This is a genomic window from Nostoc sp. (assembly GCF_036919675.1).
Taxonomy (GTDB): Bacteria; Cyanobacteriota; Cyanobacteriia; order Cyanobacteriales; family Nostocaceae; genus Nostoc.
Genome location: NZ_JBALCP010000129.1, coordinates 254,877 through 263,599 on the forward strand (window position 1 = coordinate 254,877; position 8,723 = coordinate 263,599).

The window sequence follows — 8,723 nt, forward strand, 5'->3', positions numbered from 1 at the left end:
AACATGAACTTGAATTATGGGCGATTTTAATTTTGTGGAATACACATTTTAGGGTAGTACAGCTAGCTGTGCTACCCTACTTGTAATTAGGCTTGTATGTTCAGTCTTTGGTGTAAAGCGTCGCGTGCGTGTTCTCGGTCATCAAAATGGATTTTCTCAGTACCGAGAATTTGGTAGTCTTCGTGACCTTTACCAGCAAGCAAGACTCCATCACCTGGTTGTGCTTGTAAAATAGCAGTCCGAATTGCGATCGCTCGATCGCAAATTACAGTTGGCTGCACTGTGTCAGCAATTCCCGCCAAAACATCTTTCAAAATCCGTTCTGGGTCTTCAGTCCGGGGATTATCCGATGTCACCACGGCTATGTCTGCTAATTCAGCAGCAATTTTACCCATTTTTGGGCGCTTAGTGCGATCGCGATCGCCGCCACAACCAAATACGCAAATCACTTTACCAGGTATAAACGGACGTGCTGCTTTCAGCAAATTTTCCAAACTATCAGGTGTGTGGGCATAATCCACAATCACGCTAATATCTTGGTCAGGACTAATCTCTACCCGTTCCATCCGTCCAGGAACTCCCGGAAATTCAGGGATCACAGATGCGAGTAACTGCAAATCTAGCCCTAAGTGTAAAACTGCTCCTGCGGCTGCTAGAAGATTTTCTAAATTATATTGTCCAACTAGGGGCGATCGAAAAGCCACGTCACTATGAGGTGTATGTAATGTACCACTGACACCATTCGGCTGGTAACTTAAATCACTCATCCATAAATCAGCGCTATTGTCGTTGACACTGTAACTCCAAACCCGTTCGGAATCCAACGAGGCAATTAACCGCTTCCCGTAGGAATCATCAGCATTAATTATTGCCCGTCCCTTGAGATAATCAGGGCTAAATAACAACGCTTTGGCTGCAAAGTAATCTTCCATGTCGCTGTGATAGTCGAGATGGTCTTGAGTAAGATTACTGAACACCGCTACTTCAAATTGACAACCCAACACTCTACCTTGGGCCAAAGCGTGGGAACTTACTTCCATCACCCCGAACTCACTACCAGCATTTATAGCTTCTCTTAGCTGCTGTTGCAGTTCCACGGCGAAGGGCGTAGTGTAGGCAGCAGTTTGCTCAAAACCTGCCCAACGAGTATAGAGAGTTCCCATCAAAGCTGTAGCTAGATTAGCTTTGATCAGCAGAAATTCAATTAGATGAGTAGTTGTAGTTTTGCCATTTGTACCAGTTACACCCACCAGCTTGAGTTTTTGTCCCGGATAACCGTAAAAAGCACTAGCTATCTGGGCACAAGCTTGAGTTATGTTACTTGCACTGATCACCACAGCCTGATTTGTGGGAGGATTTTTCTGTGCTGCTTCCGGGGAGACGATCGCAGCTACAGCCCCTGATGCGATCGCACTTTGCCAAAAATCCCCACCATCAACCCGTCCTCCTGGCATCCCAATAAACAAATCTCCCACAATACAAACATGGGAATTCGTCTTCAAACCTCTAACTTCCACATCCTCCATCGGATGGCTAGGCAATTGCTCAACACTATCTACCGCTGTTAGTAATTCCCGCAATTTCATCTTGTGAACCTCGTCACATTCTTAATCTTGGGCTTATTCTGCATTATTTTTTTCTAATTGGCTAAATACTTACGTAACATTTGCTCCAACTGCTGCACACTAGCACGAGGAGAAGGACGCGGCAATAGTTTCTCACTCCCCTTTTCTTCCTCTGCGTCCTCTGCGTCTCTGTGGTTCGATAAATAAACTACTGGCACCTCATACTGATACGCAGCAAACCAATCTTCACGAGTCGTAATATCCCTAATTTCCAACTCGAAACTGAGATTTTGGATTTGTTCTAGCTTTTCCTGCAAGCCTTCACATAAATGACAGCCGGGTTTACTGTATAAGATTAATCGCATTGTTTATTTGAGTTGCGGCAAGAGGTTATAAGTTTAGAATAACGAACCGCCAAGACGCCAAGGAGGCCAAGGAAGAGAGATGAGAAGAGAAGGGTTTAATGTGGGTGAGTATGTTGATCAAATGGCGTTGTTGTTGGATTTGCAGCTAAGAGATGAGTATCGTGATGGGGTGGTGGCAAATTTTGAGAGAATTAGGGCGATCGCTAATCTTGTTAATGAGTTTCCTTTGGCTGAAGAAATTGAAGCTGCACCTATATTTGAACCATAATAGCTAACTTTAGTTGAAATGCCAGTCTGTGAGGGGTTTGAGGTTCCTTTGCTAATTGGGTGCAACAAAACCTTTTAGAAGTGTGCAAACCACCCGAAAACCGAAGTCGGGCGCTACATCCGAATTGCTTCCGTCTAAACGGGCAGATGAACGGCAGACGCTTGACTGACTGAACCATGAACCACCCCGCAGCAGCCAAGGATTATTATTTCCACTTACCCAAGCACTTCCATCAGCAGGCATTCCACGGTAATCATTGTGGTATTTGTCTTGGCACCATTCCCAGACATTACCATGCATCTCATATAAACCAAAAGCGTTCGCAGGTAAACTACCAACATCCACAGTCTCCTGACGATTTTCACCTTGGGGAGCAGAACCATAAGACTCGCCATTATAGTTAGCTATCTCGGTCGTAATCGTCTCACCAAAATAGAATGGGGTAGTCGTTGCAGCCCGAGCTGCATACTCCCACTCTGCCTCGGTGGGTAAACGATAGCTCTTGCCAGTCATGAGCGACAGCTTTTGACAAAAATCGACTGCATCCTTCCAACTTACTTGTTCGACAGGTCGTTTAGCCCCTTGGAAGTTAGAGGGGTTGTTGCCCATAACTGCTTGATACTGTTCTTGAGTGACCGTAAATTTACCCATGAGAAAAGGTTTAACGGTCATCGGATGCTGCGGCCCCTCATTGGGGTTTCGCTCTTTTTCTGTTAGTGGTGAACCCATGAGAAACTGACCGCCAGGAATTTCTACCATCTCCAGTGTGTTAGCGTTACCAAGGTCTTCTATAAAAAAATTTGCCTGACCAGGACTGATTGTGGTGCTGTTTCCTTGCTTATCTACCTTTATGACTTCAAACTGGAAGGTTTTTAAAGCAAATTCCTTAGGATTTACACTTTTATCGGGTAATGCTGGAGTCTCATTCGGGGACGGTACTGGAATATTATTTGCGGGAATAGATGAGGTTGATGGCAAAGCTTTTTTCTGGGCAGAGTTGTTGAGCAAGAGTTTCTCAACCAGAATTGCAAAGCTAAAACTAGCTCCCATTAACCCCAGAGTTTGAATAACTCTGCGCCGCGACCAGTTAACTGGTTGTTGTGGTCGTGTTGGCGGTGGAGGCAGTTTTTTTGAAAGGTCTTGTAGCACTTCGGTTGCGTTGGCGTAGCGTAAACTGTAATGACGACGCACCATCTTGCTTAACACATTAGCTAGATGCTTGCTTACCTGTGCTTTATGACGCCAGAGAATTTCACCTGTTTTGGCATCCTCTTCAAAGTCCACTGCCGAAATACCCGTCAATGCTTGAATCACCGTCACTCCCAAGGCATATATATCACTAGCAAATATGGGTTTAGCATTCTTTTGCTCATTAGGCATATAGCCAGGAGTACCTATGATCACACTAGAAGTGACTTTACCTTCTACATTTACTATCAGAGCGCCAAGTTCCTTGACTGCCCCAAAGTCAATCAGAAAAATCTTCCCATCCCGATGCCGTCGCATCAAATTCTCCGGCTTGATGTCGCGGTGAATTACCTGCTGATTATGTACGAAGGACAAAACTTCCAAAACATCTTGTAATAGCTTAGTGACATAACCTTCACTTAACTGCTTACCTGGAATGATTTCTTGCTTTAGGTCATGTCCTTCGATAAACTCTTGAACAATATAAAGGTTCTTATTTTCTCTAAAATGCGCTAATAATTGAGGAATTTGGGAATATTTACCCAACTTTTCCAGAACAGTCGCTTCTGTTTCAAAAAACTCTACAATCCGAGGCTCATTATGTTCAGGACGCAATTGCTTGACAACACATAACGGCTGACTGGGTTGTAGATAATCCTTTGCTAGAAAGGTAATCGCAAAGCCGCCGCCACCCAATTCTCGAATAATTTCGTAGCGTCCAACCAGCATGCCCACAACAATGTTAGACTCCTAGAAATCTGATGAATTTGAGCATAATTGTTACTAAGTGCATCTGACCAATCAACTCCACGTATTATACCAAGTTTTCTGTATAATATCCTTCTTAAGATGTAATCAGCTAAATGCCCTATCTCTTAATATTCCAGCATGAATTTTGATTCAGCCGATGCCATAACAATAGCTGCTGCTGTACGTGAAGGCAAAGTAAGCGCGGTGGAAGTTACCAAGGCTGCGTTAGCACAAATAGCAGCGCGGGATCATCAACTCAACTGTTTTACGGCTGTGACTGCCAAGACAGCTTTAACAGATGCAGCCCGTATTGACAGGGAAATTGCCCAAGGTAATAATCCTGGAATACTTGCTGGTGTGCCTTTTGCGGTGAAAAATCTCTTTGATATCGCTGGTTTAACGACTCTGGCGGGGTCAAAAATCAATGCAGAAAACCCAGCAGCTACCCAAGATGCAACCGCAGTAATGAAGCTGAAACAAGCGGGTGCTGTGCTGGTTGGCGCTTTGAATATGGATGAGTACGCCTATGGGTTTGTGACAGAAAATTTCCATTACGGTACTACTCACAACCCCCATGATTTACAGCGAGTTGCTGGTGGTTCATCCGGTGGTTCGGCGGCGGCTGTTGCTGCTGGATTAGTACCCCTGACGCTGGGTTCTGATACTAATGGTTCAATTCGCGTTCCGGCGGCGTTGTGTGGCGTTTTCGGTTTTAAACCAACTTATGGACGCTTGTCTCGGGCTGGGGTAGCTTTATTATCTAGCAGTTTTGACCACATTGGCCCTTTTGCGCGTTCGGTGCAGGATATTGCTACGGTGTTTGATCTGCTTCAGGGAGAAGACGATCGCGATCCAATTTGTACAAAGCGTCCGCCTGAATTGGTTTTATCACAACTCAAGCAAGATATTTCTGGTATCAGAATTGCGATTGCAGCTGATTATTTCACCAAAGGTGCAGAATCGGAAGCTTTAGCAGCAGTCCAAAAGGTAGCTGATGCAATAAAAGTCACTGAATACGTAACGATACCAGAAGCACACCGCGCCCGGGCAGCAGCTTTTGTGATTACAGCTAGCGAGGGCGCAAATCTGCATTTTGAAAAATTGCGATCGCGTCCCCAGGATTTTGATCCAGCGACACGCGATCGCTTTTTGGCTGGGGCGTTAATTCCAAGTAACTGGTATCTCCAAGCCCAACGGTTTAGAAAATGGTACCGCGATCGCGTTCGGGAAGTGTTGCAAAATGTCGATGTGATTCTTGCCCCAACGACACCAATTTCCGCACCGCTAATTGGTGAACAAACCATGATTTTGGATGGGGAAGAAATTCTTGTCCGTCCTCATTTAGGGCTATTTACTCAACCATTATCTTTTATTGGTTTACCAGTTTTATCAGTACCAATTCAGCGCCCAAATGCCTTACCTTTAGGTGTGCAATTGATAGCAGCACCATATAATGAAGCGTTAATTTTACGGGTTGCAGCTGCGTTGGAGGCAAAGGGTGTAGTTTCAGCACCAGTGATTTTCAACGCTCTCAACTAAAGCTATAGCAATCCTATTTGAGTTGTAAAAATTACAGATTTCCAATGGTGGGTTTGGTATAAGCTACAGTTTTACAACAGCCGTGTTTATTCTTACCTTTGCCCTCTTTGACAGCTTTGAACTCAACTTCCAACACTCCTAAGCTACGCCACCTATCGCTTGTGCTGCTAAATGGCACTTAGAAATAGTCAGCAAAGGTTTTCTCCAAAAAACGGTAAAACTCCTCACGCACTGACTTAAAACTCCAGAGAGCTACATTTTTAAAGCGGACAACGACAGGAGTAGTATGCAGAGGTTGATTATCCTCATCCAGAAACATCAGTACATGTTCTGAACACACATCCATTGTTTTCTTGTCAAGGTTATGTTTGTATTCATCATAAAGCCCAACAAAAGAACCACCACAATCTTCAACATCTGATTTATAACGGATATATTCTGGTACAAAAGCTAAAACTAGTAACCGTGCTTGAGTAATTAAGAGTCCAGTAACATCTTCAGTTAGGGTGACAATAGTTAGGTCGTCCTCAATTGGCATATCAAGCCACACACTAAATTTGATGAATGGGATGACCGGTTTTTTAAATTTTCATTGCATCCCGTAAAGGAGAGTTGCCGAACATCCGTGAATATTCTCGACTGAATTGTGATGCGCTATTGTACCCTACCTTAAAGGCCGAACTCTCGGCGGTTTCACCTTCATCGGTCATCAGGTGCCGTGCCTCTAGCAAACGGAGACGCTTCTGATACTGAATTGGGCTCATTCATGAAAATAGCTAACGCAAAAATCAAGGCTTGGAAAACCCTCAAAATGACATGAATCCACATCCCGTGAAAAGTCAGATTCTTTATGGGATATCCACACTAATAAGCCGGGAAAATAATTTGAGGAGGTAGAGGAAAAAAATAAATTAACCGCAGAGGCGCAGAGAGCGCAGAGAGAGGAATCGGAGATTTTCACGACTCATTTAGGATTGCTATATAATCGTTTACGATGCTGTGAATCAGGTGATTGTAAAATGGAAAAATTAAGCCTTCGATTTACTAGCATTGAGTCTTTTCAGCAGGAGGAATATCCTCTGCCGCTAGTTTCAAGGTTCTAGGGATCTGAATTCCCTGCACTGCAATTCTAGTCACTATGAACAAAGACATCGCCAACCATAACAGATGGGCACTCTGCAACTTCCAAGCGAGGGCTGCTGTAGGAATAAACCCTAACCCAGTTGCGATAAAAGCCGCATTGCGGAGGATTAATCCTTCTGCCAAACCAAAGAAATAAGCTTCAATTGAGACGGCAAACGCATACAGCCCCAGCACACTCATTAGCCAGGGAATGTAGGGATCGATTTGGGTGGTTATTTCCGTATGATTTGTGAGTAGTCCAAATACGGTTTGCGGAAACAGGATGCAGGTAAGGGACATGATGACTGCAAACATCAGAGTCACGCCTATAGAAACGCCAAGCAGTGGCACCATCTGCCCCTGCTCCTTTGTGGCATGAAAGTTGCCCGTCAAGGTTTCTGTTGCATAAGACAAGCCATTGAGTATTTGAATTCCTAGCGTCATGAACTCAATCAGCAAGACATTTTCCGCAAAGGCGATTCTTCCCATCCCAGCAAACAGATTAGTAAAAGCCCAAAAGGTAAACCCGATCGCCAGTGTCCGCATAAAGAGATCCCGACTCAGGGCAAAAGTCTCATTCCAGGCAGATTTGTCCCAAAGCTGAGGCGCGACGGCACGGATTTCCTGCCACTGGATTTCACTCTTCACCCAAATTAGTCCTAGCATCATCATCAGAAATTGGCTCAGAGCTTGTGCCAAGCCTGCTCCCATGCTTTCCAAACCTGCTCGCATAATCATTTGGTAACTCAAGATGATGTTGACGACGTTGCCAAAAACTGACAATACTAAGACTTTCTGGCTCTGTTCACGCCCCATCAGCCAGCCAAACAGCACCATATTCACCAGAACCGCAGGTACACCCCAAATCCGCGTGTTGAAGTAGTCCACCGCAGCCGCTTTTACCTCTGGAGTATTGTTCAAGACAATAAACCCCAACTCTCGCAGTGGGTATTGCAGGAGCAAAACAGCAAATCCCAAGCCGAGGGCAATTAAAACATTCCGTAAGCCTAGCAGCAGCACTTCCGCTTGATCATTTCTTCCAGTCGCCTGGGCAGTCGTGCCGGTGACAGAGAGACGCAAAAAATTCAATGCTCGATAGAAGTAATTAAACACAACCGTCGCCAGTGCAACGCCAGCTAAATGACGAATGTCTTGCAAGTGCCCTAAAAAGGAAACGCTAACCATTCCAGACAGTGGCACCATTAGATTGGAGAGCATGTTAGCGATCGCTAATCTAAAATAGCGAGGAATCCATCGGTCTTGCAAATCATTATTTACTAACATTTGGAATCGGTTAGCTGATGCGATTGAGCTATTTAACTAATTACTAATTCCTAATGGGCTACACCCCACTACGTACCCCTACGGGGATATTGCTACGTAAAGCGTCTTGTAGAGAAGACCTTAATTTGTAATTTTCAGGCGTTTCACCACACCCCACGGGTGACGCTCCTACGTCGCTACCGCTGCGCTAACGGCAGTCACTCATAGGTGAAACCCGCTACAGCCCTTCCCTAACGGGACGCCTTGCGGCGAACGGGCATCCTACGGCAGGCGCTAGCCTCTCCCAATGTGAGAAGACCATGCTGCCTCACCAAATTGTCAAATTGGTGGTCTTGAATTAGTTGTAAATAAATCCTAAACTAATTTAATTACGAATTATGTAGCTTACTTCTCATTTTTGGCGAGTATTATCTAATTACTAACTATTTTAAGGAACTTAAAAAATTAGGCGTTGCATAATTAAGGGATGAAATGTCCATACTGTGCATCGAATGGCACTAAGAAAAGCTACTCGCTATATGGAATAAGAACTACAGCTTTTAATGCCCGTATAGAACCCATTTGGGATCTGGTGTACCGGGAGATTAAAAGTATTTTTTATTACTTATGTACTCAAGCAGTTTAACAGATGAAGAGTGGTCA

General features: G+C 44.5%; 8 protein-coding genes. 2 read left to right on the plus strand and 6 right to left on the minus strand.

The window, feature by feature from the left end:
• Window positions 1–86: 86 nt before the first annotated feature.
• Both V7K49_RS29360 and V7K49_RS29365 read right to left on the minus strand, forming a co-directional pair.
• Entirely contained in the window at window positions 87–1,586 is a 1,500-nt protein-coding gene (locus V7K49_RS29360; RefSeq protein ID WP_335208765.1) for a UDP-N-acetylmuramoyl-L-alanyl-D-glutamate--2,6-diaminopimelate ligase, read from the minus strand.
• A 53-nt stretch (window positions 1,587–1,639) separates the two neighbouring features.
• Window positions 1,640–1,930, minus strand: a complete 291-nt coding sequence (locus tag V7K49_RS29365; RefSeq protein ID WP_335208766.1) for a glutaredoxin family protein — start codon at window positions 1,928–1,930, stop codon at window positions 1,640–1,642.
• A gap of 79 nt (window positions 1,931–2,009) precedes the next feature.
• Between V7K49_RS29365 and V7K49_RS29370 the strand changes: the two genes are divergently transcribed.
• On the plus strand, window positions 2,010–2,198 hold the full coding sequence (locus V7K49_RS29370) for a DUF4089 domain-containing protein (RefSeq protein WP_335208768.1): 189 nt from the start codon (window positions 2,010–2,012) through the stop codon (window positions 2,196–2,198).
• 51 nt (window positions 2,199–2,249) lie between these two features.
• On the opposite strand, the gene V7K49_RS29375 is transcribed toward V7K49_RS29370, so the two are convergent.
• The gene (locus V7K49_RS29375; RefSeq protein WP_335208780.1) at window positions 2,250–4,115 is read right to left on the minus strand and encodes a bifunctional serine/threonine-protein kinase/formylglycine-generating enzyme family protein; all 1,866 of its coding nucleotides are present in this window, start codon (window positions 4,113–4,115) and stop codon (window positions 2,250–2,252) included.
• Between the two features lie 159 nt (window positions 4,116–4,274).
• Between V7K49_RS29375 and V7K49_RS29380 the strand changes: the two genes are divergently transcribed.
• The gene (locus V7K49_RS29380; RefSeq protein ID WP_335208769.1) at window positions 4,275–5,675 is read left to right on the plus strand and encodes an AtzE family amidohydrolase; all 1,401 of its coding nucleotides are present in this window, start codon (window positions 4,275–4,277) and stop codon (window positions 5,673–5,675) included.
• Window positions 5,676–5,853: 178 nt separating this feature from the next.
• On the opposite strand, the gene V7K49_RS29385 is transcribed toward V7K49_RS29380, so the two are convergent.
• The 3 genes from V7K49_RS29385 to gntT all read right to left on the minus strand — a co-directional run bounded on the left by V7K49_RS29385 (window position 5,854) and on the right by gntT (window position 8,081).
• Window positions 5,854–6,213, minus strand: coding sequence for a DUF5895 domain-containing protein (locus V7K49_RS29385; RefSeq protein ID WP_334870496.1), 360 nt, complete (start codon window positions 6,211–6,213; stop codon window positions 5,854–5,856).
• A gap of 43 nt (window positions 6,214–6,256) precedes the next feature.
• Entirely contained in the window at window positions 6,257–6,439 is a 183-nt protein-coding gene (locus tag V7K49_RS29390; protein WP_335208771.1) for a helix-turn-helix domain-containing protein, read from the minus strand.
• A gap of 280 nt (window positions 6,440–6,719) precedes the next feature.
• Window positions 6,720–8,081, minus strand: coding sequence for a guanitoxin biosynthesis MATE family efflux transporter GntT (gntT, locus tag V7K49_RS29395; protein WP_335208772.1), 1,362 nt, complete (start codon window positions 8,079–8,081; stop codon window positions 6,720–6,722).
• Window positions 8,082–8,723 lie beyond the last annotated feature (642 nt).

Excerpts from the sequence above, each read along its gene's own strand:
- V7K49_RS29360 (WP_335208765.1), bottom strand. The coding sequence starts at position 1,586 with ATGAAATTGCGGGAATTACTAACAGCGGTAGATAGTGTTGAGCAATTG.
- V7K49_RS29365 (WP_335208766.1), bottom strand. The coding sequence starts at position 1,930 with ATGCGATTAATCTTATACAGTAAACCCGGCTGTCATTTATGTGAAGGC.
- V7K49_RS29370 (WP_335208768.1), top strand. The coding sequence starts at position 2,010 with ATGAGAAGAGAAGGGTTTAATGTGGGTGAGTATGTTGATCAAATGGCG.
- V7K49_RS29375 (WP_335208780.1), bottom strand. The coding sequence starts at position 4,115 with ATGCTGGTTGGACGCTACGAAATTATTCGAGAATTGGGTGGCGGCGGC.
- V7K49_RS29380 (WP_335208769.1), top strand. The coding sequence starts at position 4,275 with ATGAATTTTGATTCAGCCGATGCCATAACAATAGCTGCTGCTGTACGT.
- V7K49_RS29385 (WP_334870496.1), bottom strand. The coding sequence starts at position 6,213 with ATGCCAATTGAGGACGACCTAACTATTGTCACCCTAACTGAAGATGTT.
- V7K49_RS29390 (WP_335208771.1), bottom strand. The coding sequence starts at position 6,439 with ATGAGCCCAATTCAGTATCAGAAGCGTCTCCGTTTGCTAGAGGCACGG.
- gntT (WP_335208772.1), bottom strand. The coding sequence starts at position 8,081 with ATGTTAGTAAATAATGATTTGCAAGACCGATGGATTCCTCGCTATTTT.